The sequence below is a fragment of the Pseudoalteromonas sp. S1650 genome, from assembly GCF_005887195.1.
Classification (GTDB): Bacteria; Pseudomonadota; Gammaproteobacteria; order Enterobacterales; family Alteromonadaceae; genus Pseudoalteromonas; species Pseudoalteromonas simplex.
Map to the genome: position 1 here is coordinate 1 of NZ_PNDF01000094.1, position 26742 is coordinate 26742.

At 41.2% G+C, this 26742-nt stretch carries 24 protein-coding genes; 13 read left to right on the top strand and 11 right to left on the bottom strand.

The window, feature by feature from the left end:
* The first annotated feature begins 129 nt into the window (after positions 1-129).
* Positions 130-852 (top strand): helix-turn-helix domain-containing protein, encoded by a 723-nt coding sequence (locus tag CWB80_RS20510; protein WP_138602563.1) that lies wholly within the window; start codon positions 130-132, stop codon positions 850-852.
* A gap of 23 nt (positions 853-875) precedes the next feature.
* On the opposite strand, the gene CWB80_RS20515 is transcribed toward CWB80_RS20510, so the two are convergent.
* A complete protein-coding gene (locus CWB80_RS20515) occupies positions 876-1340 on the bottom strand; it encodes an SEL1-like repeat protein (RefSeq protein ID WP_138602565.1) in 465 nt (154 codons plus the stop codon).
* A gap of 121 nt (positions 1341-1461) precedes the next feature.
* Here CWB80_RS20515 and CWB80_RS20520 point away from each other — a divergent pair, with 121 nt between their 5' ends.
* Positions 1462-2754 (top strand): NCS2 family permease, encoded by a 1293-nt coding sequence (locus tag CWB80_RS20520; RefSeq protein WP_054551620.1) that lies wholly within the window; start codon positions 1462-1464, stop codon positions 2752-2754.
* Positions 2755-2780: 26 nt separating this feature from the next.
* Here CWB80_RS20520 and CWB80_RS20525 read toward each other — a convergent pair whose 3' ends face one another.
* Positions 2781-3539, bottom strand: a complete 759-nt coding sequence (locus CWB80_RS20525) for a hypothetical protein (RefSeq protein ID WP_138602567.1) — start codon at positions 3537-3539, stop codon at positions 2781-2783.
* 297 nt (positions 3540-3836) lie between these two features.
* Between CWB80_RS20525 and cysB the strand changes: the two genes are divergently transcribed.
* Positions 3837-4814, top strand: a complete 978-nt coding sequence (cysB, locus tag CWB80_RS20530; protein WP_054551618.1) for an HTH-type transcriptional regulator CysB — start codon at positions 3837-3839, stop codon at positions 4812-4814.
* 43 nt (positions 4815-4857) lie between these two features.
* On the opposite strand, the gene CWB80_RS20535 is transcribed toward cysB, so the two are convergent.
* The 3 genes from CWB80_RS20535 to pabB all read right to left on the bottom strand — a co-directional run bounded on the left by CWB80_RS20535 (position 4858) and on the right by pabB (position 8275).
* Positions 4858-6234, bottom strand: coding sequence for an L-serine ammonia-lyase (locus CWB80_RS20535; RefSeq protein WP_054551617.1), 1377 nt, complete (start codon positions 6232-6234; stop codon positions 4858-4860).
* Positions 6235-6335: 101 nt separating this feature from the next.
* Positions 6336-6914 carry an NUDIX hydrolase gene (locus CWB80_RS20540; protein WP_138602569.1) on the bottom strand — a complete coding sequence of 193 codons (579 nt, stop codon included), beginning with the start codon at positions 6912-6914 and terminating at the stop codon, positions 6336-6338.
* A 17-nt stretch (positions 6915-6931) separates the two neighbouring features.
* On the bottom strand, positions 6932-8275 hold the full coding sequence (pabB, locus tag CWB80_RS20545; protein ID WP_138602571.1) for an aminodeoxychorismate synthase component I: 1344 nt from the start codon (positions 8273-8275) through the stop codon (positions 6932-6934).
* A gap of 181 nt (positions 8276-8456) precedes the next feature.
* On the opposite strand from pabB, the gene CWB80_RS20550 reads away from it, so the two are divergent.
* From CWB80_RS20550 to CWB80_RS20575, 6 genes are all read left to right on the top strand, one after another.
* Entirely contained in the window at positions 8457-9983 is a 1527-nt protein-coding gene (locus tag CWB80_RS20550; RefSeq protein WP_054551614.1) for a fumarate hydratase, read from the top strand.
* A gap of 401 nt (positions 9984-10384) precedes the next feature.
* Positions 10385-11425 carry a Leu/Phe/Val dehydrogenase gene (locus tag CWB80_RS20555; RefSeq protein WP_054551613.1) on the top strand — a complete coding sequence of 347 codons (1041 nt, stop codon included), beginning with the start codon at positions 10385-10387 and terminating at the stop codon, positions 11423-11425.
* Positions 11426-11558: 133 nt separating this feature from the next.
* The gene (locus tag CWB80_RS20560; protein WP_054551612.1) at positions 11559-12215 is read left to right on the top strand and encodes a CatA-like O-acetyltransferase; all 657 of its coding nucleotides are present in this window, start codon (positions 11559-11561) and stop codon (positions 12213-12215) included.
* Positions 12216-12345: 130 nt separating this feature from the next.
* Positions 12346-15252 (top strand): ligand-binding sensor domain-containing diguanylate cyclase, encoded by a 2907-nt coding sequence (locus tag CWB80_RS20565; protein ID WP_138602573.1) that lies wholly within the window; start codon positions 12346-12348, stop codon positions 15250-15252.
* Positions 15253-15342: 90 nt separating this feature from the next.
* Positions 15343-16167: a M90 family metallopeptidase gene (locus CWB80_RS20570; protein ID WP_138602575.1), complete on the top strand. Its 825-nt coding sequence runs from the start codon at positions 15343-15345 to the stop codon at positions 16165-16167.
* Positions 16168-16273: 106 nt separating this feature from the next.
* Entirely contained in the window at positions 16274-19459 is a 3186-nt protein-coding gene (locus tag CWB80_RS20575; RefSeq protein WP_138602577.1) for an amidohydrolase family protein, read from the top strand.
* A gap of 54 nt (positions 19460-19513) precedes the next feature.
* Here the strand turns inward: CWB80_RS20575 and CWB80_RS20580 are convergent, their stop codons facing one another.
* Entirely contained in the window at positions 19514-20056 is a 543-nt protein-coding gene (locus CWB80_RS20580) for a TetR/AcrR family transcriptional regulator (protein ID WP_138602579.1), read from the bottom strand.
* A 100-nt stretch (positions 20057-20156) separates the two neighbouring features.
* Between CWB80_RS20580 and CWB80_RS20585 the strand changes: the two genes are divergently transcribed.
* Complete coding sequence (locus CWB80_RS20585) at positions 20157-20633, top strand: HPP family protein (RefSeq protein WP_054551607.1); 477 nt, start codon at positions 20157-20159, stop codon at positions 20631-20633.
* Between the two features lie 30 nt (positions 20634-20663).
* Here CWB80_RS20585 and CWB80_RS20590 read toward each other — a convergent pair whose 3' ends face one another.
* The gene (locus tag CWB80_RS20590; RefSeq protein WP_054561783.1) at positions 20664-21041 is read right to left on the bottom strand and encodes a hypothetical protein; all 378 of its coding nucleotides are present in this window, start codon (positions 21039-21041) and stop codon (positions 20664-20666) included.
* Positions 21042-21191: 150 nt separating this feature from the next.
* Between CWB80_RS20590 and CWB80_RS20595 the strand changes: the two genes are divergently transcribed.
* Positions 21192-21944 (top strand): Nif3-like dinuclear metal center hexameric protein, encoded by a 753-nt coding sequence (locus CWB80_RS20595; protein ID WP_138602581.1) that lies wholly within the window; start codon positions 21192-21194, stop codon positions 21942-21944.
* 5 nt (positions 21945-21949) lie between these two features.
* On the opposite strand, the gene CWB80_RS20600 is transcribed toward CWB80_RS20595, so the two are convergent.
* Positions 21950-22714, bottom strand: coding sequence for a YdcF family protein (locus CWB80_RS20600; RefSeq protein WP_138602583.1), 765 nt, complete (start codon positions 22712-22714; stop codon positions 21950-21952).
* A 55-nt stretch (positions 22715-22769) separates the two neighbouring features.
* Positions 22770-23657 carry a LysR substrate-binding domain-containing protein gene (locus tag CWB80_RS20605; RefSeq protein ID WP_054551603.1) on the bottom strand — a complete coding sequence of 296 codons (888 nt, stop codon included), beginning with the start codon at positions 23655-23657 and terminating at the stop codon, positions 22770-22772.
* A gap of 361 nt (positions 23658-24018) precedes the next feature.
* Here CWB80_RS20605 and CWB80_RS20610 point away from each other — a divergent pair, with 361 nt between their 5' ends.
* Entirely contained in the window at positions 24019-24663 is a 645-nt protein-coding gene (locus CWB80_RS20610; RefSeq protein ID WP_235523669.1) for an alpha/beta fold hydrolase, read from the top strand.
* Between the two features lie 2 nt (positions 24664-24665).
* Positions 24666-25490 carry an alpha/beta hydrolase gene (locus CWB80_RS20615; protein WP_138602585.1) on the top strand — a complete coding sequence of 275 codons (825 nt, stop codon included), beginning with the start codon at positions 24666-24668 and terminating at the stop codon, positions 25488-25490.
* On the opposite strand, the gene CWB80_RS20620 is transcribed toward CWB80_RS20615, so the two are convergent.
* Positions 25487-25966, bottom strand: a complete 480-nt coding sequence (locus CWB80_RS20620) for a YchJ family protein (RefSeq protein WP_054551601.1) — start codon at positions 25964-25966, stop codon at positions 25487-25489. The genes CWB80_RS20615 and CWB80_RS20620 overlap by 4 nt on opposite strands.
* Positions 25967-26006: 40 nt before the next feature.
* Positions 26007-26444, bottom strand: a complete 438-nt coding sequence (locus tag CWB80_RS20625; RefSeq protein WP_054551944.1) for a SulA-like leucine-rich domain-containing protein — start codon at positions 26442-26444, stop codon at positions 26007-26009.
* Positions 26445-26742: the final 298 nt, after the last annotated feature.

The following is a 26742-nucleotide window of genomic DNA, read 5'->3' on the forward strand; positions in this document are numbered from 1 at the left end:
TCTCGTATCTCGTATCTCGTTAATTTCTTCCTATCTTGCTAATATTCTTCATTATTCCTATTTATTCAGCTTCTTATATCTGCATGAATAGCAAAGAATGGCGGCTCCACAACAAAAAGGAAATGCGTTATGAGTACATTCGGAACACAACTAAAACACTATCGCAGTGAGCTAAAACTAAGCCAACCAGAATTTGCTGAGCAAGTTGGAATAGAGCAAAGCTACCTTTCAAAACTTGAGAACGATAAATCAGTGCCTTCAAACGACACATTTCGTTCAATATTAACGGCGCTCAATCTAACAATTTGCGACTTTATGGAGCCATTAAAACATTCTGTAGATAAAGCGAGATTGATTAATGTGCCTGACATTGAAGCTTGGTATAAGCAACAAAGTAATAAGCAATTCATTAAACAGCGCTCATTAATCTATATTGCGATACTGTTAAGTGCGCTAGGTTGTGCCATGTTTTATTTAGGGCATCAAGAAAAGCTATTCAATACAAAGTTCTATGAGTACAAATCATATGGTGTAGTGAAAGATAATGAACCAGATGGCATTTTTCATGATTGGCGAACGCTACTTGTAGAACAAAGCCGCGAGAAAATAGATGCTAAACGTCGAGAAATGATTAGCAGGCATGATTTTAAATTTATTATTTCAGCGGACTATAAAGGTATTTCGTTTGTAGAATCTGGCGAGCAAGGCAGGCGCTTATATAGCCTTACTTCAAAAACACCTATTATCAAGCCCCATAAAGGCCATGTGTGGCTTGAGTTTATAGGTATCTTATTGCTTGTAGTTGGTGCAGGTCTCATAACATTTGAGAGTAAACTGACAAGAGTGCATTAATGAGTTGTAGAACCTGACGCGTGTTAGCTGGCGTCAGGATCACGAGGAATTAAATGTGCAAATTGCTGCTGGTGGATTTGTTCATATAGGGTAGCTGCATAGCTTTGCGCATCATGTAATCTACGCGTACTGATGTGTTTTCTAAGATCATCAAGTGCAGCCGTTGCAGGTTCATAACCTTGGCTACTTGCCAGACTTAACCACACCGCGCCATGAAAAACACTGTGCGGTACACCTTGCCCTTTGATGAAAAACAGCCCCATATAAAATTGCGCCCTATGGTTACCTGCCATAGCTGCTAAGCGCATCCATTTGGCAGCAAGGGGAGGCTGTTCATTTTTTAAATAATACAAAGCTTTGTTTAGTACGTTTTCAACAGATTGAGTACTTTTATTTTGCGCCGACCCTTTATCGGGTTGGGTAATAAAGGCAAGTACATTATCAAGCTGTTGCTCTAAATCTAAGCCTACTGGCGAATTATCAGACATAGTTTAGTTATTTTCTTGAAATAAAAGACCTTATTAGTTTAGAACATTGCAAGGTAAAATGTCCTCTTATTGAGATAAAATATGATAAAATTAGCCAATTAATCTCAACTTAAAGTTCAACATGTTCGAAAGACTTTTCAAAATCACTGAAAACAACACCTCTGTGCGCCGCGAGACTATTGCTGGCATCACTACATTCATTACCATGGTTTACATTGTATTTGTTAACCCTGCCATGCTAGCAGAAGCGGGAATGGACCAAGGTGCGGCATTCGTAGCAACCTGTATTGCTGCTGCAATTGGCTGTTTTATCATGGGTTTATGGGCAAACTACCCATTAGCACTGGCTCCGGGTATGGGCTTGAACGCCTTCTTCACTTATGGTGTTGTTTTGGGCATGGGCTACACTTGGCAAGCTGCATTAGGTGCAGTTTTTATGTCTGGTTGTATCTTTTTATTCTTAAGCCTATTTAAGGTGAGAGAGTGGATCATAGACGCTATTCCTCTGGTACTAAAGCGTGCCATTGCCACAGGTATCGGTGCTTTCTTAGCGCTTATTGCATTGAAAAACGCCGGTATTATCGTAGCAAGCCCTGCAACCTTAGTGCAGTTAGGCGATATCACAGCCCCAGGCCCACTACTTGCGATTTTTAGCTTCTTTGTTATTGCAGCACTGTTATACCGCGATATGAAAAGCGGCGTACTTATCAGTATTTTATTAGTAACCGCAATTGCGCTTGGTTTAGACCTTGTGGAGTATCAAGGGATTATTTCAATGCCGCCTTCAATTGCACCAACCTTTATGCAATTGGATTTTGCTGCAGCGTTCGAAATCTCAATGCTAACAGTGGTTTTTGCGTTCTTATTTGTTGATTTGTTTGATACTTCAGGCACTTTAGTTGCTGTAACGCAAAAAGCAGGTATTGCTGATGAACAAGGTAAAATGCCTCGTTTAGGTCGCGCATTAAGCGCTGACAGCACAGCTACCATTGCAGGCTCAATGCTTGGTACGTCAACAACAACGTCTTACATTGAATCAGTAGCAGGCGTATCTGTGGGCGGCCGTACAGGTCTAACTGCTGTGGTTGTAGGTATTTGTTTCTTGTTAATGATGTTCTTTGCGCCACTTGCTGGCATGATCCCAGCTTATGCAACGGCAGGTGCAATTTTATATGTTGCTGTGTTAATGATGCAGAATTTAAAGCTAGTAAATTGGGATGATATGACAGATGCCATTCCAGTGAGCGTTGTATTATTAATGACGCCGTTAACTTTCTCGATTGCGCACGGTATCGCCCTTGGTTTTATCTCGTATACTGCAGTGAAGTTGGTATGTGGTAAAAAAGATGAAATCAGTATTAGTGTGTGGGTATTAACAGCGCTGTTTATTGTTAAGTTTGCGTTTTTATCTTAACTTGCACAAAGCAAAGAAAAAGTGGTTTACCACTTTTTCTTTGGTGCGAATAACACGTCTAAATCGTCCTGCTCTTGTTCTGCTTTCTTCTTTAGTGACGTTGCATTTGATGCTTTCAACTCAGAGCTAATCGTTTCTAAATAGCCTTCAACTTCTTGTCTTTTCGAGTTTACATATTCATCGCTATAGCTAACTGAGGTCAGTGTTGCTAGTGCTTTTTCAAAATACTGTCTGGCAGAGCCCACCATATTTGCTGAGCGAGCTGAAATCCCGCGCTTAATTTGGCTTTCTACATTGATTCTTAACTGCAATTTTTCAAGGCGTTTATCTTCGGCAACAAATATTTGACTCTCGATTTTACCTTTACTATGTTCAGAGCGTAGCACTGCCCTAAGTTTTTTTATTCCTTGAATTAAAGAAATAAGCTGCTTATCGTTGTCTGGTAACACTAATGAGTCGCTATTATTCGCCTCAATTGGACCCCCTAAACGCTGTTTAGCTTCATTTAAGCGACTTTTGAGTTCCTTAGAACTTGGAGAGAGTTGTACCATACTTGCAAGAGCATCATATATACGGCGCTGAATAATACGTAGAATATTCTCAGACATGGGAATATTGGCACTGTTAAGCAGCACGTCTTCTGCTTCTTCAATGATTTTCTTTTGCTTAGTTAACTCTTTGCGGCGCTCTGCTTCTTGTTTTTCTTTGTGTTGTTGCACAGCACTGACCCATAATGCGATCACAATTAATGCAACAATGAGCATGATGATGATAGAAACAATCATTACTAAATCTCAGTTTTAACTATCTAATTTTTTTATATTACCTTAAAAAGATTAGATCTGAACAGTTTTGCGGTAGTTATCTCGAATAAACTTATTAAGTTTACTACTTTATAATGAGTATAGCGCTAAACTAACATCTTTATTGAATATTTTGCGAGTAAACACGGCTACCGAGCATTAATTTAATGTGTTAGCCTTAGAAACAATCGATATAAATGTATAGCGCGATGAAATATCGCTTGGCATTGCGCTTTGCAGCCTTTATAAATAAACAATAACAACGTTTACAATGCAGCCATGAAACTACAACAACTCAGATATATAGTCGAAGTCCAAAATCATAAACTGAATGTCTCAGCGACAGCCGAAAGTTTATTTACCTCGCAACCGGGGATCTCGAAACAAGTTCGTATGCTTGAAGACGAACTGGGCGTACAGATCTTTGGCCGTAGTGGCAAACACCTTACCCATGTAACCAGTGCCGGTAACGAAATAATTAATATTTCGCGAGAGATATTGTCGAAAGTTGAAGGTATTAAAGCGGTTGCTAATGAGCATACTTTGCCTGATCAAGGTAAACTTAACATTGCGACTACTCATACTCAGGCTCGTTACGCATTACCGAATGTTATTCAAGGCTTTATGAAAAAGTACCCGGCAGTTTCTCTGCATATGCATCAAGGAACGCCACAGCAAATTTCTGATGCGGCAGCACGCGGTGATGCTGACTTTGCCATTGCGACTGAGGCACTACATTTATACTCTGATTTAGTTATGTTGCCGTGCTATCACTGGAATCGCAGTATTGTTGTGGCAAAAACACACCCGCTTGCGCAAAAGGCTGATAACTTAACGGTTGCCGATGTGGCTAAATACCCACTGATAACTTATGTGTTTGGTTTTACTGGTCGTTCTGAATTAGATAAAGCCTTCAATGCTCATGGCCTTGAGCCGCATATTGTTTTTACTGCAACGGACGCTGATGTAATTAAAACTTATGTTCGTTTAGGGCTAGGTGTGGGTGTTGTGGCGTCTATGGCGATTGATCAAATAACAGATACTGATTTAGTCTGTATTGATGCAAGTCACTTATTTGAAGCGAGCACCACTAAAATTGGTTTTCGAAAAGGCAGCTTCTTGCGTAGCTACATGTATGATTTTATTGAGCGTTTTGCCCCGCACTTAACGAAAGAGCTGGTTGAACGAGCAAGTTTATTACGTAACCAAGAAGATGTTGATAAACTCTTCGAAAACATTGAGTTACCAGTAAAATAGAGATAAGAAAGCCGCTTTAAAGCGGCTTTTTATTATGCTTAAATTAACACTCGATGATATTAACTGCTAAGCCACCGCGAGCGGTTTCTTTGTATTTCGTTTTCATATCATTACCTGTATCGAGCATGGTTTTAATGACCTTATCAAGGGTTACTTTTTGCTCGCCAGAACCACGCATAGCAAGGCGTGATGCATTGATTGCTTTAATTGAGCCCATTGCATTACGTTCAATACACGGTACTTGTACAAGACCGCCAACAGGGTCACAAGTTAGACCTAGGTTGTGCTCCATGCCGATTTCAGCGGCGTTTTCAACCTGTACAACATTACCACCCATGATTTCAGTTAGTGCACCCGCTGCCATTGAGCAAGCAACGCCCACTTCACCTTGGCAACCAACTTCAGCCCCCGAAATTGACGCATTCTTTTTATATAAGATACCAATTGCTGCCGCCGTTAATAAGTAACGAGTAGCAATATCACGGTCTACTTCTTTAATGAAAGTGTGATAATACATTAATACTGCTGGCAAAATACCTGCAGCACCATTGGTTGGTGCGGTAACAACACGGCCGCCGGCAGCGTTCTCTTCGTTTACTGCAAGGGCAAATAAATCAACCCAGTCCATCGCACGTAATGGGTCGTTGTTTACTTCAATATTTAATTTAAGGTGTAAACTAGGGGCACGGCGCTTTACTTTTAATCCGCCTGGTAAAATCCCTTCTGTACGCATACCACGCTCAATACAGGCTTTCATTACTTGCCAAATATTAAACAGCTCATCCTTGATGTCTTTTTCGCTGCGCAGGGTTTTTTCGTTATGCATCATAAGTGTTGATACACTAAACCCTGATTCACGGCATAGCTCTAATAACTCTTTAGCTGTGTTAAACGGATAAGGCGCTGGGTTTTCTTCGCGAATTTCGAGTGCTTTTTGTTTTTCGTTCTCGAACTCTTCATCACTGACGATAAAGCCGCCACCGATAGAGTAATACACTTTGCTGAATAACTTTTCGCCATTTTGGCTAGCAATGATTTCCATTGCATTTGAGTGTTTTGGTAGAGTTTTACGACGATGAAATACAATCGCACCTTGCTTAGGGAAATTGGCTTTATGGCTTTGGTTTAAATAAATAACCTGCTCTTTTTCGATTTTTGCGAGGATATCGTCGACTAAATCAGCATCAATGGTTTCTGGATCATAACCGGCAAGGCCTAAGATCACAGCTTTACCAGAGCCATGGCCAATACCTGTTTGACCGAGTGAGCCAAATAGCTCAACTTTAATATCGGTGACGTTTGCAAGTAAGTTTTTTTCTTCTAGTTCGTTTACAAATAAACGCGAAGCGCGCATCGGGCCAACTGTGTGAGATGACGATGGGCCAATACCAATACTAAACATATCGAATGCACTGATCATAATTTGCTACTCATTTTTCTATTAACGGCATACTACCTGCCTTTGAACGGTGCCACATGATAACGTTTAAACGTGTCTGTGTAACCCTAAAAGCAGGATAATTAAACTGGTAGGGCGAGCTGCTTGATAAAGTTATTAATAATGCTTGCTGTTGCTCCCCAAAGCAGACCATGGGGGGTCATCAAGCCTTGTAAAGTAATGGTTTTACCATTTCGCTCAAAGGGGAGGGGTTGCCAATTTTGTTGATTACTTAAGTAAGATAAGGGTAGTAAAAAACTGGCAGCAACTTCGTTGGGATCTGCCTGCCATGTTGTGCCTTCGCTAAGAACACACACAAAAGGCTCAATAGTGAAACCGGTTAGGGTCGCGTACTGATGTAATTTACCGTGGACAGTCACTTGATGTTTGCCAATATTAAGCTCTTCATTGAGCTCTCGAAGAGCGGTGTGCATTAACGTGTCATCTTGTTCTTCATACTTTCCACCCGGTAAGCAAATCTCCCCCGGGTGATGAAGTAAATAACTAGGTCGCTTGCACAATAACAAATGCGCTTCGTCGTTAACATCAAGCAGAGGTAACATTACGGCACTGGCACGCTTTTCGGCATTAAAGCGAATGCTAGCTGGGCGCTCTGTGGTTTGACTTAAACTAAAACGGGCAATTATTTGCTGGCTATTCAAGGTGGTTACTTCAACTTTTACTTTAATAAAGGCAGTATTTTATTTACTTTATCGTAAGTTTCTTGGTACTCCAAGTCGACCTTTGAATCAGCCACAATGCCACCGCCAGCCCAGCAATAGATTGCACCTTTGTGACACACTAAAGTACGGATTGTGATACTGGTATCCATCTTGCCACAGGCACTCAAGTAGCCAATTGAGCCGCAGTACACACTACGACGATGCGGCTCGAGCTCTTCTATAATTTCCATAGCGCGAATCTTCGGCGCTCCGGTAATTGAACCACCCGGGAAAGCGGCATGAATTTGGTCAACGGCATCTTTACCATCTGCTAACTCTGCGCGTACAGTACTTACTAAATGATGTACAGCCGGAAAGCTTTCAATGGCAAATAACGAGGGTACGGTGACACTACCTGGACGAGCCACTTTGCCTAAATCGTTGCGCAGCAGATCAACAATCATGACATTTTCTGCGCGGTCTTTTTCTGATTGCTGTAAACGAGTTGCTTGCGCTTGGTCTTGTTCAGAGTCAGCCAAACGAGGGAGCGTTCCTTTAATTGGCTTGGTTTCTATTTGGCCCTGATTAATCGAAATAAAACGCTCTGGTGAAATAGATAAAATAGCGCCATCAGGGTGATTTATATAGCTTGAAAACGGTGCTTTATTCGCTTCTCGAAGTTGTTTATAGGCTTGCCATGTTGAACCAGAAAACTCAGCTTTAAAACGCTGTGCAAGGTTGATCTGATAGCAGTCACCACTTTTTAAATAAGCTTGAATTTTCTCGAACTTTTCGCTGTAGCTGGCTTTACTCATGTTTGATTGCCAGTCGCTTTGTAGCGCGAACTCTGCACTTGCTGGTGTTTCGTTTAGGTGCTGCTGGTATAGCGTTAAGCGATTATGATTTGGCTGACAGACGTAAAACCAGCTTTGCTGTTGCTTATCATAAATAAGGGCATCTGGATAAAGGCCAATAGCCATTTGCGGCATGTTAATGTCGTTTTCGGCAGTAGTTGGCATGCTTTCAATCACGCGACCTAAATCATAACCAAAATAGCCAAGCCAACCACCTGTAAAAGGCAGGTTATTAGCGTTTGCTGTGTGATTAAATTCCTGAAGGCCTTCTTTCATCAAGCTAAAACAATCACTTGATTGTGCTTTGCCGTCGACAAAGCAGGTATTTTCACGCACTTCTAATTGCTTTAATGGGGCAATAGCGATGATATCGAAGCGGCTATTCACATGTTCGCTATTGGCTGAGTCGAGCAACACGGCATGGGGCAAATGAGCGAAATGACTAAATAGCGCGATGCAATCACCACTTAAATCTAATTTTATGCACAAATTTTCATCGTTTATCATCTACATTGCCCTGAATAACTAGCCCGAAACGGGCGAGGAGGGTATCATAAGTTAAATTTGATTGGCAGCGTTATGATTTCCTTTATAGTGATGCCATGACTAACCCGTAGAGTAAATCTTCGTCACCGGTTTACTCAGGATCACGTACAGCGCTACGCGATAAAAACTTAAGGAACCCGTAATGAGTACAATTCGTCAGCAAGACTTCATTGATAGCATTGAAGATGCATTGCAATACATTTCTTTTTATCACCCTCTCGATTTCGTACAAGCCTTAGAAAAAGCTTACAACAAAGAGCAAAGCAAAGCGGCAAAAGATGCCATTGCGCAAATTTTAATTAACTCTCGTATGTCTGCTGAAGGTAAACGTCCACTGTGCCAAGATACAGGTATCATTACTTGTTTCGTAAAAGTAGGTATGGATGTTAAGTGGGATAAAACAGACATGACTGTACAGCAAATGGTTGATGAAGGTACACGTCGCGCATACTTAAACCCAGATAACCCATTACGTGCATCAATTGTTGCAGACCCAGCTGGTACGCGTAAAAACACTAAAGACAACACACCATCAGTTGTTCATATTGACTTAGTGCCAGGCGCTGAAGTAGAAGTAATGGTGGCAGCGAAGGGCGGCGGTTCAGAAAATAAAACGAAAATGGTTATGCTTAACCCATCTGATGATGTGGCTGCATGGGTTGAGAAAACATTACCAACCATGGGGGCGGGCTGGTGTCCACCTGGCATGCTAGGTATAGGTATTGGCGGTACTGCAGAAAAAGCTGCGGTACTTGCTAAAGAATCATTAATGGATCCGGTTGATATTCACGAGCTGATTGAGCGCGGCGCTGAAACAACTGAAGAAAAAATGCGTATCGATATCTTCGAACGTGCTAATAAGTTAGGTATTGGTGCTCAAGGTCTTGGTGGTTTAACAACCGTAGTTGATGTGAAAGTTAAAACGGCACCAACTCACGCAGCATCAAAACCAGTGGTAATGATCCCGAACTGTGCAGCAACTCGTCACGTACACTTCACGTTAGATGGTTCAGGCCCAGCTGATCTTAAAGCGCCTAAACTAGAAGATTGGCCAGAAGTTACATTTGAAGTAGGTGAAGGTACACGTCGTGTTGATTTAAACACACTGACTAAAGAAGACACGCAAGAATGGAAGATGGGTGAAACGGTTCTTCTGTCTGGTACTATCTTAACGGGTCGTGATGCCGCGCATAAACGTTTACAAGATATGATCCAATCAGGTGAAGGTTTACCTGAAGGCGTTGATTTTGATAACAAGTTTATCTACTACGTTGGCCCTGTAGATGCAGTGGGTGATGAAGCGGTAGGTCCTGCTGGCCCTACAACTGCGACTCGTATGGATAAATTCACTGATATGATGTTAGAAAAAACGGGCATCATCGGTATGATTGGTAAAGCAGAGCGTGGTCCTGCTACAGTAGAATCAATCAAAAACAATAAATCTATCTACTTAATGGCAGTAGGTGGTGCAGCTTACCTTGTATCTAAAGCAATCAAGAAAGCACGTGTTGTTGCGTTCGAAGATTTAGGCATGGAAGCAATCTACGAGTTTGAAGTAGAAGATATGCCAGTAACCGTTGCTGTTGATAGTGAAGGTGCCAATGCGCATACGCAAGGCCCTGCTATTTGGAAAGCAAAAATCGAAGAACTTGATGGCAAATTAAAATAACCATCTTGAAACTCTTTTCATAAAACGGCGCACCTGCGCCGTTTTTTTTCAGCTCTGACCAGTCTCAGCTATTTCTCTATCATCTCTTTAAAAGCTGATTTTACTTGGCTTTATCGGCATAATTTTTTTGTCATTTTTTCTTTACGCTATACTTTACCTTTACGTTCACGTAATAAAGTTGGCGATGATAATATTTTGTTTTGAATTAACAATGCTTAATGCGTACGTTGACTGGTATATTTTTTCCATAAAGTGTTAGTTTTTGAGTTGTTATTTCGGCCTGAGAACTTTGCTTAGTTTTATCATCTCATTTAGTGGTAAGGGAGCATACGAAGTGATAAAGTCTCGGCACTTTCAGCGCTCACACCCTTTAGGGTAAGAAAATTTCGGAGTATTTAACTGTGGCTGTATTTAATAAAGTCGACTTTGATAACCACGAGCAAGTGGTGTTTTGTTCAGATAAAGAATCAGGCCTAAAAGCTATTATCGCGGTTCACAATACCAAGTTAGGTCCAGCGGTTGGTGGTTGCAGAATGTGGGACTACACAACTGATGAAGATGCTGTTACTGATGCACTTCGCTTATCAAAAGGTATGACCTACAAAAATGCTGTGGCACGTTTACCATTTGGTGGCGGTAAGTCAGTGATCATCGGTAATGCTAAAGAAATTAAATCAGAGCAACTTTTCCGTGCATTTGGTCGTCAGTTAGAGCGTTTAAGTGGTAGCTACTATTCAGCTGAAGATGTAAACATCACTTGTGATGATGTGGCTATCATGAATAAAGAAACTAACTATGTATTAGGCCTTGAAGGTAAAAGTGGTAACCCTTCACCGTTCACAGCATATGGTACATTCTTAGGTATTAAAGCGGCGTTACAACATCAACGAGGTCATCAAGATCTTGCTGGTATCAAAGTAGCCGTGCAAGGTTTAGGTGCAGTAGCATATGGCCTTTGTAAACACCTACATGAAGCGGGCGCAACATTATTTGTAACAGATATCAATGAACAAGCTGTTGAGCGTGTTGTAAATGACTTCAATGCAACGGCTGTGGGTATTGATGAAATCTACGACTTAGATGTTGATGTGTATGCACCATGTGCACTTGGCGCAACGGTGAATGACACGACTATCCCGCGTTTAAAAGCAACAATTATTGCAGGTTGTGCGAATAACCAATTAGCAGAGTCTCGTCACGGTGAGATCATCCGCGAAAAAGGTATTTTATACGCACCAGATTACGTCATAAACGCAGGTGGTATCATCAACGTTTATTACGAAACTGCACCAGCAGGTTATAGTGCAGAAGCATCAACGAAGCACGTTGAAGGCATTTTTGATACGCTAACAGAAATCTTTGCTCGCTCTGAAAAAGAGCAAAAGTCGACGCATTTAATTGCCGATGAACTCGCATTAGAAATCATCGAAAACGGCTTATAATTTAGTAAATCGATAAATTTACAGGTAAAAAGGTGCGCAAGTCGCACCTTTTTTGTCTCTGTTATTTATCGCAACAAAATGACGAAGGCTCACTATCTCGGTACACTCGGTTTTTAAATCTCGAGGACGCCTAATGAAAACTCAGCCTTGTGAAATAACCCCAATCAATCTTGATACTTGGCCTCGTAAGCAGCATTTCGCTTTTTTCAAAGAATTTTCTCTGCCATATTTTAATGTATGTGTTTCACTCGATATGGCGGCTCTATATAACAAGTGCAAAGCAGAACCGTATTCGTTCTTTCACAGCTATGTTTACCTAACACTTGAAGCATGTCATGACTATGCACCAATGCGTCAACGTATTATTGATTTGTTGCCCGTACAACTGTCATCTGTAAGAGGCAGTGTGGTAGAGCTTGCAGAAGATGAAACTTTTCGTTTTAGTTATTTTGAAAAACAAGCGTCGATGGAAGATTTTTCAAAGCACGCGATTGCTGTGGGTAAAACAAGTAAAGCAAAACCATTTTTCTCTGATGCATTTGCTGCAACAGAAGGGCAGCCTGATCTTATTCATATCTCAGTGCTCCCATGGCTTAATTTTACCGGCTTCTCGCATGCGGTGAGTGAAGGGCATGGTCTAGGTATACCCAAGTTTGTGTTTGGCCAATATGACGTACAAACTGGCAAGATGCCGCTTTCAATCGATGTGCATCATGCTTTGATGGATGGCCTGCATGTAGCAAGATTTGTGAAAATACTGCAAGAAAAAATTACGAATTTCTGTAATTGATTCTTGCTAAATGTTATCGAAGTAAGTAAAAATTGCAACTAATGTAGTATTATCTGAAGTTAGGGATGACTTTACTTCGCATAACTACATCACTGAATAGAACGATAATAAATATCAGGGTTTTAGTTTAATGGTGCGGGTAGTTAGTTGTATTTTTCTTTTTTTATGTTTCAGCGCGGTTGCAGAATCTGCACGCCTCTCTTTAAGTGACTATTTTACAGAGACTTGGAGTACTCGCGCCGGCCTTCCTCACAATAGTATCAATGGTGTAGCGCAAACCAAAGATGGTTACATTTGGATAGCAACTTGGGAAGGGCTTGCCCGTTTTAATGGTCGCGAGTTTAAACTCTTTACTCGAACAGAAATACCTGGCTTACCTGATTCTGGCCTACGTAGCCTTATTGCAATGGAAAATGGCGATTTATATATCGTGGGCGCCCGTGGTGGCATTGCGCTTCGCTCACAAGGAGGGTGGCGCGCATTACCAAGCTCATCAGCCATGGTTAATCATGCACTTGTTACTGAACAAGGTGAGCTTTGGTTGGCACTTGAAGGGCAAGGTATTGTATACCGCGCTTCTGAAACTGCCACTGAGCAAAAACTGCTTGATAAGTTAAGTGCCTACCGCCTTTTACAAGACAAAACAGGCGTGATTTGGGCTGCGACCAGTGATGGTCTTTATCAAATAGAGAATAAGCAAGTTAGTAAGATCAATGAAGACTCAGGGCTTCCAAATGCTTCTGTGTTTACCTTGTTACTAACGGAGTCAGGCACTTTAATTGTCGGCACTGAAAAAGGGGCATGGCAAAAGAAAAATAATAAGTTTGTTGCTATTAATCCCGTCCTTAACAACGAATCAATTGCTAGTTTACTCGAAGATGCACAAGGCGATTTGTGGCTTGGCACCATCAATAAAGGGGTATTTAGACTTAGCAGTTTAGGCCTTGAAAACTTAGCGGCAGATGATGGCTTACCCAACAACCGTATTTTATCCTTATTGCTCGATCGGGAAAAAAGTATTTGGGTTGGCACGAATGCCGGGTTATTCCGCCTGCGCGAAGCACCATTTACGAATTGGAGCCAAAGTCGTGGGCTTGCATCTGATTATGTGCGTACCGTGTTATCGCATTCTGATGGCAGCTTATGGGTGGGCAGTAGTAATGGCTTAAATCGTATTGAAAATGGCAAGCTCACAACCCTTACCCAAGCCTATGAAAAAGACCCACTATCCGTTTTAAGTTTAACTGAAGATAAGCAGGGCGGAGTCTGGCTAGGCACTTATACTGCCGGTTTAATGAAAGTGGTTAATGGGCAAATTTACCCAGTAAAAAACCGCAGTAATGGCCTGATCAGTAACGAAGTTCGCGCTGTGTTGTTTGATGCTTTTGATAATCTATGGGTTGGTACCGCTGCAGGCTTAACCAAGATAGACCCTGCAGGGCAAATTCATTCGTTTACCACGGAGGATGGCCTAGCCGGTGATTTTATAATGGCACTTAATGAGGATGACCATGGTAGATTATGGGTTGGCACGGGCGTCGGTGTGTCTATTTTTGACCCAGTTACAGAGCAGTTTAAAACACTTGAGTTTCCAACGCAGTTCAGCACTGAGTATGCATTCGGCTTTTACTTAGATGGCGATAAAATGTGGCTTGCAACCGATAGAGGTCTCGTTCGTTACAATCTCAGTACAGATAAAATGAGCTTATTTGGTCGAGATCAAGGTTTACCTGTCGATAAGCTGTTCCAAGTCATTGAACAAGGTGACTCACTGTGGCTGACCAGTAACCGCGGTGTTATTCAAGTCAATAAAGCTCAGCTAGTAGCACTGCTAGATAACCCTGAAAAAGTTCAGCCAATGAGTGTTTCGATGCAGCTTTATGATGAAGGCGATGGCATGCTTAGCGCGCAAGCTAATGGTGGTTCAAACCCTGCTGCTGTGCTTCATTCAGATGGACAAGTATGGGTTGCTACTGCAAAAGGCGTTGCTATTGCGACACCAGAACGCTTAAAAGAAGCCAGTAAACGCCGACTATCGACGGTTATTGAAAGCTTCGAAGTCGATGGCAAACCCATGACTTTACCCGTTGGAAATGAGGTGTTGAGCTTGCCTGCGGGTGTTTCTCGTGTTTCGTTTAATTACGCTGGGCTTAGTTTTATTATGCCCGGGCGTTTAAACTACCAAACGCAATTAAGTGGTTACAATCAACAATGGGTAGACAGGGGGCGCTTGGCCATTACCGAATACACTAATTTACCACCGGGTAACTATACCTTTAAAGTGCGCGCTGGGTATCCAAATAGTGATTGGCAAGATAATGAACAAGTACTGCGGTTTAAAATAGCCCCTTATTTTTGGCAGAAAACCAGCTTTAAATTATTTATCTTAGTTGCAGTGCTTTTTGCTGCTTATGCCATTTATAAATACCGCTTATATCATTACAAGCGCATTGAAATTGAGTTAACTGAAAAAGTTGAACAGCAAATGCATGATTTGCAAACGCAAGCCGATGCCTTTGCTCATTTAGCGAATCATGACCAATTAACGCAATTACCGAATAGACGTGCCTTTGATATATGGCTGTCTGAAAACTTTAGTCAGTTCCAACGTGATAATAAAACGCTTAGTATTGCGATTATGGATATTGATCACTTCAAACTCATTAATGACAATTTCTCGCACTTAATTGGTGATAAAGTGATTTGTGAAATTGCTCGTTTACTGCGCATGAACTTCCCTGATGAAGGTTATGCGGCGCGTTGGGGCGGTGAAGAATTTACCCTGTTGTTTCCATACAAAAACGCTGAAGAGGCCGCAAGATTATGTGAAATTATCCGTTTAGAGATAGCGGGTTACGATTTCTCAGAATTAGCAGATAGCCTTTCTGTAACGGTAAGTTTTGGTGTGGCAGATAACGCGCAAGTTGCAGACTACGACCGCTTGCTATCACACGCCGACAACGCTTTATACAATGCGAAGAATAACGGCCGGAACCAAATTTTTATTTATAATCAAGGCTGTATTACGCTCGATTAATCAGCTTTAAAAATAAAAATGTGTGTAAACAATTGATCTTTTTTTGTTTGCACACATTAAAGTATCAAGATTGTTTTTTAGGCGATAGTAATGCTTAACCTGGTTTTGATACTTTTTTTAATAATTTTTGTTGTGTGTTACTGGCGCTGGGACGATATCCGTAATCACTTTTGGCAGAAAAAATACCTAAATAACTCCCTCAATGTTCAGCAAAAAGATCTGCTGTTAAAATATATGCCCATCTACCGAAAGATGACGGATGCCGATCGTGAAAAGCTGGAGCGTCATATCGTTTGGTTTTTAAATGAAAAACGCTTTATCGGTTGTGATGGCCTTAAGCTTAATGATGCAATGAAGCTGATTGTGGCAGCTGATGCCTGTGTTTTAGTGCTTAATAAACCATGGCCACTGTATCGTAATGTAAAAGAGATCCTGTTATATCCAAGCGCGTATTATGCCCCGCAAACTTCCCGCGATAATGCCGGACTTGTTAGTTATCACAATACGGTGCGTCAAGGTGAATCATGGCCAGGCGGAACGCTGGTATTGAGTTGGCATGATGTCCTTGAGGGGAACCGTTTACCAAGCGATGGCCATAATTTAGTGTTTCATGAATTTGCCCATCAGCTCGACCAAGAAACCGGCAAAACCACGGGTACACCACTGCTTTCGAGTAACGAGGATTACCAAAAGTGGGCAAAAGTATTTAGCCGCGCCTTTAATCAACTGAAAACTCATTTAGCTTATGGCATGCCTCATGTTATTCATAGCTATGGCGCGACTAATGAGGCAGAGTTTTTTGCTGTTATCACCGAAACCTTTTTAGAAAAACCCGCTGAGCTCAGGCAGTTTGACCCAGAAATTTATCATTTACTGGTTGGCTTTTATCAGTTTGATCCGATTGCGTGGCATTAGTCGACTATTTACGTCTGTTTAACACGAATCACTGGAATCTTGCTATGCTATTTGGTGCAATCTTAAAAGTGTGCATATAAGCAAAACAATAAAAAGTGAGATTTCAATGAAGAAAATGCTTCATACAGCGCTCGCTGTATCTATTTCACTTGCTCTAACTGGGCAAGTGGCGGCAGCTGAGCAATCAAATGACGACAAATGGCAGGTGGACGCACCTAAAGGCCAATTCCTAGACGCTAAAATTAGTGTTGAGCAGGGCACGTGGATGAACGTAGATATTAGCCCTGATGGTAAAACAGTGGTGTTTGACCTACTCGGTGATATTTATACCATGCCAATGTCAGGTGGCACAGCAACGCAATTAACCAGTGATATTGCATGGCAAATGCAACCACGCTTTAGCCCTGATGGTAAGCACATTGCGTTTACTTCAGACCAAGGAGGTGGCGACAATATTTGGGTTATGGATTTAAATGGTGAAAATCAAAAAGCCGTAACGAACGAAACATTTCGTTTGTTAAACAGCCCAGCTTGGAGCCCAGATGGTGACTACTTAGTTGCGCGTAAGCACTTTACTGCAAGCCGCTCTTTAGGGGCTGGTGAAGTATGGCTTTACCACAAAGCGGGTGGTAAAGGTGTGCAGCTAACCGCACGTGAGAACGACCAAAAAGACTTAGGCGAACCAATGTTCTCACCGGATGGTCGTTATGTTTATTTCTCGCATGATGCAACGCCGGGTAAAACATTCCATTACTCTAAAGATTCTGTAGCGGGTATTTATAAAATTAAACGCTATGACCGTGAAACTGGCGAGATTGAAACAATTATTGATGGCATGGGTGGGGCTATTCGACCGACACCTTCACCAGATGGTAAAAAGCTTGCGTATATTAAGCGCGATGATTTCCAAACAAGCTTGTACTTATATGATCTTCACACCGGTGAGCATACTAAGCTGTATGGCGAGCTTGAGCGTGATATGCAAGAGACATGGGCAATTCATGGCGTATACCCAACAATTGCTTGGACACCAGATAACGAACAACTGGTCTTTTGGGCGCGCGGGTCAATTCATAAGCTAGATGTAGATGATAAGTCTGTCTCGACTATTCCGTTTAAAGTGGAGACCAATAAGCAAATTCAAAAAGCCGTGCGTTTTACACAAAACATTGATAGCGATAATTTTGATGTGAAAATGCTGCGCAATGTACAAATTTCACCTGATGGTGAAACGGCTATATTTGAAGCGCTAGGTCATATTTATAAACGTGATTTAGAGTCTGGCAAAGTGAAGCGCCTGACTAAGCAAGACGACCACTTTGAATTATTCCCGCAGTTCTCTCGTGATGGTAAGAAGATTGTTTATACAACATGGGATGATAACGAACAGGGCTCAGTTCGTGTTGTATCTGCGCGCAGTGGCCGTGGCGATACCATTACTAAAGAGCCGGGTAAATATGTAGAGCCAACTTTCAGCCCTGATGGCAAAACGGTTGTTTACCGTAAAGCGTCTGGCGGCAGTATCCTTAACCCAACATGGTCATTAGAGCCAGGTATTTACTCAGTAAGTGCTAAAGGCGGTAAAGCGACGCTAATCACTAAATCAGGCTATCAGCCGCAATTTGGTGCAGCGAATGACCGTATTTATGTGATGAGCCCTTGGCCGAAACCAACATTAAGTGTTGTTGAGCTTGAATCAAAGCAAGTTCGTAAACTTTACGAATCAGAACATGCTACAGAGTTTAGAGTATCACCAGATGGCCAATACTTAGCGTTTGCAGAGCGTTTTAAAGTATTTGTTACGCCATTTGTTGAGCGTGGCAAAACCATTAATATTGGCCCGAAAGATAGCCAATTCCCAATTGAGCAGCTTTCTGTTCGCGCGGGTGAAAACATCAGTTGGAGTGGCACAAGCGATAAACTTTATTGGAGCTTAGGCCCAGAGTTATATCATGCAAGCCTAGCGGGTTTATTTGATATTAACCAAAATGCAGAGACTGACTTTAAAGTTAAAAGCGGTGACAACATCGGTTTTACAAAAACCATGGCGGAGCCTAAATCAATCTTTGCGTTAACTGGTGCGCGTATTATCACCATGAACGGTGAGCAGGTTATTGAAAACGGCGTTATTGTTACTGATGGTAAGCATATTAAAGCAGTTGGTAGTAAAGACAGTGTTGCTATTCCTAAAGGTGCAGAAGTAATTGATGTAACTGGCAAGACAATTATGCCGGGTATTGTTGATGCACATGCGCACGGCTCGCAAGGCAGCGATGAGATCATTCCACAGCAAAACTGGAAGAACTTAGCGGGTTTAGCGTTAGGCGTGACAACGATTCACGATCCATCAAACGACACCACTGAGATTTTTGCTGCAAGCGAAATGCAAAAAGCAGGCATGATTGTCGGCCCTCGTATTTTCTCTACAGGTACCATCTTATATGGTGCGAATATGCCAGGTTATACATCGCATATTGACTCGTTAGAAGATGCTAAATTCCATCTTGAGCGTTTAAAGAAAGTAGGTGCGTTTAGTGTTAAATCCTATAACCAACCTCGTCGTGAACAGCGCCAGCAAGTTATTGAAGCAGGTCGTGAACTTGAAATGATGGTTGTGCCAGAAGGCGGTTCATTACTGCAGCACAACTTAACTATGGTAGTTGATGGTCATACGGGTATTGAACACTCAATTCCTGTTGCCAATATTTACGATGATATTCGCCAGCTTTGGTCACAAAGCGATGTGGGTTACACGCCGACACTGGGTGTAGCTTACGGTGGTATTTGGGGTGAAAATTATTGGTACGACAAGACAGATGTGTGGAATCACCCACGCTTAAGTAAATTTGTACCAAAGAATCAGCTTTTGCCTCGCTCAATGCGTCGTGTTAAGGCGCCCGATCATCACTATAACCACTTCAACAATGCCCGTGTTGCCAAAGAGCTGCAAGACTTAGGTGTATTAGTAAACCTTGGTGCTCACGGTCAACGTGAAGGTTTAGCGGCACATTGGGAAATTTGGATGTTTGCGCAAGGTGGTATGACACCACTTGAAGCTATTCGTGCAGCAACGTTAGATCCTGCTAAATACATTGGCCTTGATAACAACATCGGTTCTCTTGAGCCGGGTAAACTTGCCGATTTAATTGTTATTGACGGTAACCCGCTAACTAACATTCGTGATACAGATAAAATCGATTACACTATGATCAATGGTCGTTTATTTGATGCTGCAACCATGAACGAAGTGGGTGAGAAAAAACGCGAAAAGCTATATTTTGAAAAAATCTAACATAGCAAAAATCTAAACTGAAAGCGGCCATTGTGCCGCTTTTTTATTGTTTATTTATTGCTTTAAATAAGGAAACTGTTTAATTCCTACTAGTTTTGCTTGGCAGATCATGCCCTCTACAAGCGTCATTAAATAGTAGCTGTGTGAGTCGAGCTGCGAGCTTTCCATGTTTTCACACGCTGATAGACGCTGTTTAATTAACTGCTGTACTGCCATTTTATGCTCTTTGCAGGCTTGATTTATCGGGCTTGCAGGATCAGCAAACTCAGCAGCGGTGTTAATAAATAAACAGCCATTAAAATCACCTAACTCAGTCACCTCAGAATTAAACCAAGCTTCATGGCAGCTGATCAAAGCTACTTTAAACTCTTCAATAGTGGTTAGTTTGCTGGTGGCATGCGTTAACCAATTTAAAAATCGGGTATGTCGCTCACTAAGGCACGCTAATAACAATTCATCTTTACTTGTGAAATGGTGGTACATGGTTTTTTTGGCGACACCCGCCACACTAATAATTTCGTTTATCCCCACACTATGAATGCCTTTTTGATAAAAAAGTGACAGGGCGGTCAAAATAATATGTGTTCGTTTATCCATAACAAGGCCTCATTGGGTGACTAATGACAGCTTGACAGAAGTAGACCGAGTTGTCTACTATTTGCTTGGTAGACAAGTCGGTCTACCTATTGGAGGTTTTATGGAGAATAAAGTAAGCAAGGCGGCCGTTGCGGGTATATTTGCTTGTATGGCAATTTTTGTGTTGGCCTATTTACAGCAATTAGGAAGTTATGGTGTGTGGTTGATGGCCCCATTTGGAGCAACTGCGGTGTTGGTATTTGGTGTGCCACATAGTCCGCTTGCGAAAGCGAAGAATGTTATCGGTGGGCACTTTTTAACTGCACTAATCGGCGTTGTTTTTGTAAATTATGTCGGTGTAGGGCCTGTTGAAATTGCTATAGCCACAGGGTTGGCAATTAGCCTAATGATGTTGACGGACACAGTACATCCTGCTGCAGGCGCAAACCCAATTTTGATAATGCAATCTATGCAAAGCTGGGATTTTTTAGTGATGCCTGTATTGATTGGAACCGTATTTATTGTGTTGTTTGGCCATAGTAGCCAATGGGTTATAACTAGCCAAATGAACAGCCATAAAAAAACCGCTAACGAGTAGCGGTTTTTAAAATTGCTAAGTGTAATTTGATTACACAACACCACGCGGTAAACGACAATCGTGGTCTTTTTCAGCTAGGTTAACAATCCAAAGCTCTTCAGCTTTGTAACCGTCATCGTTTGCTGTAACAACAGTGAACGATGCTTTCTTAGCTGTTTTAGCCGGTGCAGCGGTTTTAGTTTTGGTTTTTTTCGCTGGTGCTTTAGGTGCTTCTTCTGCTTTAGGCTCAGCTGTTTTACCAGAAGTGAGCTCTTCAGTCAGTGCTGCAACATCAGCAAGGCGCATATTTTTGCCACCGTCGATGCTATACCAACCAGGTTTTGTTGTGATTTCAGGTTTCTTACCATTCGCTGCTTCGTATGCTGCTTCGAAGGCATTTAACACTTCTGTTTTGTCTAGTTTGCTCATCAGAGACCCTATACGTTGTAAACACAGATTAAGAATATATATTTATACCTATTTTCAGCTTACTTTTCAATTTTTTGCGATTTTCCTTCCATTTTTCACTCATAAACGCCAAAATTTGCACAAAATAGAGGGTTGAAGGACGATTTTTATATGCAACGCAAACAATTTACTCAATTATTAAACGACATTCTTAAACCTGATTCTATCGCTGACTTTTGCCCAAATGGCTTACAAGTTGAAGGTGCGAGCGAAGTAAAAAAGATAGTGACGGGTGTCACAGCTAGCCAAGCATTGATTGATGCCGCTATTGCAGAAAATGCAGATACTATTTTGGTACATCACGGCTATTTCTGGAAAGGGGAATCGCAGCCAATCACGGGCATGAAAAAGCGCCGTATTGCAGCACTTTTAAATAATGATATTAACTTATATGGCTATCACTTACCGCTAGATATACACCCTGAAATTGGTAATAACGCGCAACTGGCTAAGTTACTCGATATTGAGTTCACAGGTGGGCTTGAATCTGGTCCAAATAGTGTGCCGGTAAAAGGGCGTTTAAAAACCCCTTTAAGTGGTGAAGAGTTTACCGCCAAAATAACCCAAGTACTTAATCGTGCACCATTAACTAGTTTGGTAAGAAAAGAGAAAATCGAAACCATCGCTTGGTGCACAGGTGGCGGACAAGGGTATATTGATTTAGCGGCTGCTCAAGGAATTGATGCTTATCTTACAGGTGAAGCCTCTGAGCAAACGATTCATAGTTCACGCGAGCAAGGTATCGACTTTTTTGCAGCTGGTCACCATGCTACTGAGCGTTATGGCATTAAAGCCTTAGGCGAGCTTTTAGCTGAGCAGCATGGTTTTGATGTAACGTTTATCGATATCGATAATCCAGTCTGATTGTTCTACAGCGCCTCTGGATCAATCCAGCGGCGCACACTCACCCATGCACTGCCAATTTTCTCATGCGCTACTCTGGTCACTGCAACAAGTACTGCAATGTTAGGTATAAACTGTTTGTACGTTGGATACTGACTAAAATCTTGAAAGTCGGTTGCCGCTGGGATCACATCAATGCCTTGTGCATTAAATAAGTCTTTCGCTCGCGGCATGTGGCTCGCTGAGGTGACTAAGGCAGTTTTTTTATCGACTAAATAAATGGCAAGTCGTTTCGCTTCTTCTGCGGTGTCCATGGCGAGAGGGTTTTGTTTAATTCTAGTTGCTGAGATACCAAGCGTTTTTGCTGTTTCAAACATGAGCTGGCTATTGGTGGCATTAGCAAAGCCGCCTCCTGATACATAGAGGGTGGCATTTGGGTAGTGATGGGCAAGCTTAACACCTTCAAGTAATCGAGCAAGCGCACAATCGCCTAACTGGTGGTTTGCTTGAAGGCGCGAGTTGGGCATTATTGAGCAGCCAAGTACCACAATGTTATCGAGTTTAGGCTGTTTCGCTTGCTTAAATTGCCAGGCTGGGTTATTACTTGCAGCTATCAGTGATTGACCAATAAATGGCGTGCTTATCAGCATTAAAGTTAAAATACTAACAAAGCCAAAATAGAGTGCTTTGCGTTTATGGGCAATGGCTAAAAATACCATCACTAAAGTAAGCAGCCCGAGCAACGGCAGGGGCATTAATAAAGAACCAATGATCTTTTTAATTTCAAACATGTATTAACATTATTATTAGTAATTTATGCAGCTATGTTAGTTATTTTGCCTTGTTTTAGCGACCGTTATTTTGCTTACACGTATTTAAAAAGTGGCGATAAACTGGGTTATCTTTCATATTCTTTTTCATCGCTAAATACATAGGGCGAGTAAGGCCTAGTGCACCTAACGGAATAGACTTAATGAGTCCTTGGCTTTCATAAGGAGTGACTAGCCAGTCTGGTAATGCTGCAACCCCCATACCCGCACTCACTAATTGGAATATCAATAAGCCTTGGTCAACCGTTTTAAGCGTGCCATCAAAGCGTGCATTTTGAATAAAATGTTTAAAGATGTCTTGGCGCTCACGGGGAATAGGATACGAAATAATTGTTTCGTTTTTTAAATCAAGGGCGGTGACATAGGCTTTTTTTGCTAGCTCATGATCCGGTGCAACGATTAGTTTTAATTTAAAATCAAACAGGTGAGCATACTCAAGTTGATCGGGTTCACGAATATCAGAAGTCAGCACTAGATCTAATTCATCATTAATTAAATCTGGAATGGCGTCGTAACTAAAGCCGCGCTCGTAATCAATTTTAATATCAGGCCAAAAATTATTAAATTCTTTGATGGTTGGGAGCAACCAATGAAAGCAGGCATGACACTCAACGCTTAAACGTAAATTTGAGATTGGCTGGTTAAGGCTTTCTTTTAACCGACATTTTGTTGCCTCAACACGAGGTAATACTTCATTAGCAAGCTCCAGAAGTAGCATACCTTGCGGAGTAAAACGCACAGGCTGTGTTTTACGTTCGAACAGCTGGCAATCTAACTTATTCTCGAGATCTTTAATTTGATGCGATAAAGCCGATTGAGTTAAAAACAACTCACGGGCGGTATTGACCAAAGAGCCTGTTTCTTTAAGGGTCGCTATGGTTTTTAGGTGCTTTATATCAATCATCTTTAAAAAATCTCATGGAAAATGTGAGTCTAACTCAGATTACGAACATACTACGCCTTAGAATTTATTTTTTCAACGTCTAGACGTCTAAAATATGTGGTTATTTTAACTGCTTTTTTACAATACGCCTTTTTATAAATAATTGACAGCGTTGTCATAAGGTTTTTTGTAGTTTAACTATGAAATTCCATGAATTTACCTCAAGTTGAAACTTGCAGTTTAAATCGTGATACAGCTTGCGATTAGTAATTTGATATTTAATTAAAATTACTGAGAGTAGGGTTTAGTTGTTTGCTAAGATATTATTTTTTAGGTGTTATTATCTTCTATTAGGCGTAACGTGATTTTTAAAGGAATGCTTGTGATACGTACCGTAATTTTACTCTGTGCATGCTGGGTTTTGCCTGTTTGCGCTGGCACTATTTACAGCCAGTTTCCTACAGAGATTGACCCGCATGGTCACTACGTTTTTTATTCACATGGTTTTATCGTTGAAGGGACAAACCCTAAGCCTGTTCACAAAACCTTTGGGGTTTATGATTTTGTGGCTGTAAAAGAAGCACTGGCAGATGAAAGCTATCATTTAATTGCCTATCACAGGCCAAAAGGTACTGAGCCATTTACGTTTGCGAAAAAACTCGCTGCAGATGTTGAAGCATTGATCAGTGCCGGTGTTGCTGAGTCGAACATTAGTTTGGTTGGTTTTTCACGGGGCGGGGCATTGTCGATCCTGGCGGCTAATGAACTTAAACGTACACATATTAACTTAATTATATTGGCAGGTTGTGCAGGCCTTATAAAAAATCACACATCAGTTAAGGCTTATGGCAAAGTGTATTCTATCTTTGAGCGCTCAGATCAGGTTGGCTCTTGCCAATTTTTAATTGATAGAAGTGACGTAACCAAGTTCGAAGAAATAAGCATTAATACAGGGCTCTCCCATGGCGCATTTTATAAACCAAAAGATGAGTGGCTGTTACCAATTAAGAAGTGGCTAAAGGATTAACTATGCCTTATTTACTGTTAGTTATTGTGATCAGTTTTTTGAGTGTGAGCTCTGTAAGCAATGCTGAGCCGTTTACTTTGCCACGTACTAATACTGTGTTACTTAAAGATAAACATACCAAAAACGAATACCCCATTACGATTAAATTGCCACGCAGCTACCAAAAGCAGAACCAGAAGCGCCACCCAGTTGTTTACCTGTTAGATGCAAACTACAGTTTGCCAATTGCCTCTGGTGCTAGTCGCTTTATGATGAATTCGGGGGCTATAGAGGAGGTAATTATCGTTGCAGTTGGATATCAAAAAGGTGTATCTGGGCTCAATAGCCGTATTTATGACTATACGCCATTTGAAGATAAAAATTGGCAGCGTAAAACAGGCGGAGCAAGTCAGTATCTAAACTACCTAAAACATACTGTATTGCCTCATATTGAGGCTCACTACAGAACAACCCAAAAAAGTACGTTAGTCGGTAACTCACTTGGCGGTTTATTTGCGGCTTATACCTTATTCACTGAGCCTTCGCTTTTTTCAAATTATATTATCGGCAGTCCTTCAGTGTGGTTTAAAGAAAACTCAATATTAGCTATGGCTGTAAAACCAGCTGCCAACACAACAAAAGTTTACATCGCAGTGGGTGAACTTGAAGAAAGCGAAGGTGAAAAAATGGTGTCGGGCGCAAGGCAATTAACAGCTAAAATTAATAAACAAAGCGGCGCGCTGGTTATAACAAATTTATTTGTTATTCCTCAGGCACGCCATGCAACCGCATTCCCAACAACGATTACCCAAGCCTTAGACTGGATTTACCAGGTTAATGGTAACTAAAGAGCGTGACACTTTTTATATTTTTTGCCGCTCCCACAAGGGCACTCGTCGTTACGGCCTATTTTAATATCTGCAACTGGCGTTATATCACCGTCTAGGTAACGCCATAGGCCATCTTCTTTAATAAAACGCGACTTCTCGTGTAACTCACAATACAAGTTTTGATAAAAGTAATTAGCTTTAAATTCTACAAAACCTTCTTGCTCGTTATGTTCAGTATCTAAAACACTTAGCTTGGTAAAACGGCAGCTATTAGCAAAATCTTTAATTTCGCGAACAGGGTTAGCGGCTTGCTGGCTTTGTGCATAGGTACTAAATACATATTTTGCATCTTTTAGTGCGTAAGCACTAAAACGAGAACGCATAAGTTGCTCTGGCGTATCAGCTTGGCTTGCACCTGTATGAAAAGGCTGGCAGCAAAGCTCGTAAGTCGATTCGCTGCCACAAGGACAAAGGGAGTGTGTGAGTGATGTCATAACAACTTACCTAAAACTATAAATTGTTATTTTAACAAGCCTATTGTGGCTGCGGTACTAAATTGTTTAATTGAGCGCTTTTTGTAAAACAATAAAATTTAGCAGATGCCTGCTCAAGGTTTAAGTTCATCGAATCAAGTTGATGATTGTTTACAATATCTGTCCATGTGATCACAGCAGCAAAATTACCGTTATGTAATGCTGAACTAAGAACATACTCAAGATTAACTAAATGTTTTTGTCTGATCACAAGAAGTTTGCTGGTATCAATCGAACATGAATCTAGTAAGGCTTTACTAGGAACATGATCAGGAGCAATTAATAGTGTCCATGCATTTTGGCTATTGTAATGATGCAATACTTTTAACAGCTCAAAAGTTGCTGAAATTTCGTCTTCAATTTGAATTAAATTAACAGACGCTTTGTCGTTATCTTGTTGGTAGCTTTTAACTGTTCTTAAGGTAATTGGCTGTAACATAACTTTCACTCACTGGTTGTTTATACAGTATGTGTATACAGTAGTTTATACAGTGTTTTTGCGCAAGTACTTTTTTGCTATTTTTTAACCAATGATTCAGTTTAATTTTAGTCAAAATAATTTAATTGTTATTAAACAGTGCTTTACGGTTTTATTTTGATGATTGGAAAAGGTGAAAAATTTACCAGTAAAGATATACAGTATTTTATACAGTACTGTGTAAACTGTTAAATTTTGAATCTATACAGGTGTTTTGCATAAAAAAGCCGGCATCATACCTAATGCCAGTCAGTTAAGA

Excerpts from the sequence above, each read along its gene's own strand:
- CWB80_RS20510 (WP_138602563.1), top strand. The coding sequence starts at position 130 with ATGAGTACATTCGGAACACAACTAAAACACTATCGCAGTGAGCTAAAA.
- CWB80_RS20515 (WP_138602565.1), bottom strand. The coding sequence starts at position 1,340 with ATGTCTGATAATTCGCCAGTAGGCTTAGATTTAGAGCAACAGCTTGAT.
- CWB80_RS20520 (WP_054551620.1), top strand. The coding sequence starts at position 1,462 with ATGTTCGAAAGACTTTTCAAAATCACTGAAAACAACACCTCTGTGCGC.
- CWB80_RS20525 (WP_138602567.1), bottom strand. The coding sequence starts at position 3,539 with ATGATTGTTTCTATCATCATCATGCTCATTGTTGCATTAATTGTGATC.
- cysB (WP_054551618.1), top strand. The coding sequence starts at position 3,837 with ATGAAACTACAACAACTCAGATATATAGTCGAAGTCCAAAATCATAAA.
- CWB80_RS20535 (WP_054551617.1), bottom strand. The coding sequence starts at position 6,234 with ATGATCAGTGCATTCGATATGTTTAGTATTGGTATTGGCCCATCGTCA.
- pabB (WP_138602571.1), bottom strand. The coding sequence starts at position 8,275 with ATGATAAACGATGAAAATTTGTGCATAAAATTAGATTTAAGTGGTGAT.
- CWB80_RS20550 (WP_054551614.1), top strand. The coding sequence starts at position 8,457 with ATGAGTACAATTCGTCAGCAAGACTTCATTGATAGCATTGAAGATGCA.
- CWB80_RS20560 (WP_054551612.1), top strand. The coding sequence starts at position 11,559 with ATGAAAACTCAGCCTTGTGAAATAACCCCAATCAATCTTGATACTTGG.
- CWB80_RS20565 (WP_138602573.1), top strand. The coding sequence starts at position 12,346 with ATGGTGCGGGTAGTTAGTTGTATTTTTCTTTTTTTATGTTTCAGCGCG.
- CWB80_RS20570 (WP_138602575.1), top strand. The coding sequence starts at position 15,343 with ATGCTTAACCTGGTTTTGATACTTTTTTTAATAATTTTTGTTGTGTGT.
- CWB80_RS20575 (WP_138602577.1), top strand. The coding sequence starts at position 16,274 with ATGAAGAAAATGCTTCATACAGCGCTCGCTGTATCTATTTCACTTGCT.
- CWB80_RS20580 (WP_138602579.1), bottom strand. The coding sequence starts at position 20,056 with ATGGATAAACGAACACATATTATTTTGACCGCCCTGTCACTTTTTTAT.
- CWB80_RS20585 (WP_054551607.1), top strand. The coding sequence starts at position 20,157 with ATGGAGAATAAAGTAAGCAAGGCGGCCGTTGCGGGTATATTTGCTTGT.
- CWB80_RS20590 (WP_054561783.1), bottom strand. The coding sequence starts at position 21,041 with ATGAGCAAACTAGACAAAACAGAAGTGTTAAATGCCTTCGAAGCAGCA.
- CWB80_RS20595 (WP_138602581.1), top strand. The coding sequence starts at position 21,192 with ATGCAACGCAAACAATTTACTCAATTATTAAACGACATTCTTAAACCT.
- CWB80_RS20600 (WP_138602583.1), bottom strand. The coding sequence starts at position 22,714 with ATGTTTGAAATTAAAAAGATCATTGGTTCTTTATTAATGCCCCTGCCG.
- CWB80_RS20605 (WP_054551603.1), bottom strand. The coding sequence starts at position 23,657 with ATGATTGATATAAAGCACCTAAAAACCATAGCGACCCTTAAAGAAACA.
- CWB80_RS20615 (WP_138602585.1), top strand. The coding sequence starts at position 24,666 with ATGCCTTATTTACTGTTAGTTATTGTGATCAGTTTTTTGAGTGTGAGC.
- CWB80_RS20620 (WP_054551601.1), bottom strand. The coding sequence starts at position 25,966 with ATGACATCACTCACACACTCCCTTTGTCCTTGTGGCAGCGAATCGACT.
- CWB80_RS20625 (WP_054551944.1), bottom strand. The coding sequence starts at position 26,444 with ATGTTACAGCCAATTACCTTAAGAACAGTTAAAAGCTACCAACAAGAT.